Origin of the sequence: Mesorhizobium sp. M1E.F.Ca.ET.063.01.1.1, assembly GCF_003998155.1 — a bacterium.
In the GTDB taxonomy this organism is placed as follows: Bacteria; Pseudomonadota; Alphaproteobacteria; order Rhizobiales; family Rhizobiaceae; genus Mesorhizobium.
In genome coordinates, this window is record NZ_RZSC01001259.1 from 1 (window position 1) to 1013 (window position 1013).

At 64.6% G+C, this 1013-nt stretch carries 1 protein-coding gene and 1 pseudogene; both read left to right on the forward strand.

Annotated elements, in window-relative coordinates; translation table 11 throughout:
- Positions 1-721 (forward strand): aldo/keto reductase (locus EOA29_RS37745; protein WP_145970098.1); only part of this gene is annotated, 721 nt, incomplete at its 5' end.
- A 149-nt stretch (positions 722-870) separates the two neighbouring features.
- A pseudogene (pyrH, locus tag EOA29_RS43540) lies at positions 871-1013 on the forward strand (UMP kinase); the annotation flags it as partial.

A 1013-nucleotide genomic window follows, 5' to 3' on the forward strand; every position in this document is an offset into this window, starting at 1 on the left:
GGACAGGCTGACGCCGGCCGAGGAAGTGCTGCGCACGCTCGACGACCTGGTGCGCGCCGGCAAGGTGCGCCATATCGGCCTTTCCGATGTGCCGGCCTGGTATGCAGGCAGGGCGCAGGCGATCGCCGAACTGCGCGGCTACGAGCCGATCTCGGCCCTGCAGCTCGAATATTCGCTGACTGAGCGCTCGATCGAGCATGAATTCGTGCCTCTGGCCACACGTCACGGCGCCGGCATCATGGTCTGGAGCCCCTTGGCCAGCGGGCTGCTCAGCGGCAAGTACCGCCCGACGCAGGCCGGGAATGCCGGGCGGCTCGACGGCTTCCGCAACACCACGCATCCGGGTTTCCAGAAATTCAGCGATCGCAACTGGGCAATCGTGGCGGAGCTCGAGAAGGTGGCCGCCGAACTCGGACGCAGCATGGCTGAGGTGGCGCTCAACTGGGTTGCGACGCAGCCCGGCATCGCCACCGTCATCCTCGGCGCGACGAAGCTTGCCCAACTGCAGGACAACCTCGCGGCGCTGGATTTCGAAATTCCCGCCGCACTTCGTCAGCGACTGGAAGCGGTCAGCAGCGTTCCGGCGCCATTTCCTCATCCGTATTTCGGCTCGCAGATCCAGGTCAGGGTCACGGGCGGTACCGTGACCGGCGACAAGCCTTCCGGCTATTCGCTGCCGGTCCTGGTCGAAGGCCAGGCGGTCAGCATCAGCAGCAACTGATCGAAAAAGCCTGGAATTTTGCGCGAGGGCGCGGCGTGACATCGCCGCGCCCTTCGTGTATCGGGTCGGACCATCATGCCAGCGCCGCCAGGCGAAGCTGGGCAATTTTCGCCTCCAGATTTGCCGCGCCGAGATTTTCGAGGAACCAGATGACGGTGAAGCCCCTCTATCGACGTGTCTTGCTGAAAGCTTCGGGCGAAGCGTTGATGGGAGAACAGCATTTCGGCATCGATGTTTCGGTCGTCGACCGCATCGCCGCCGACATTGCCGAGGCGCGGGCGCTCGGCATCGA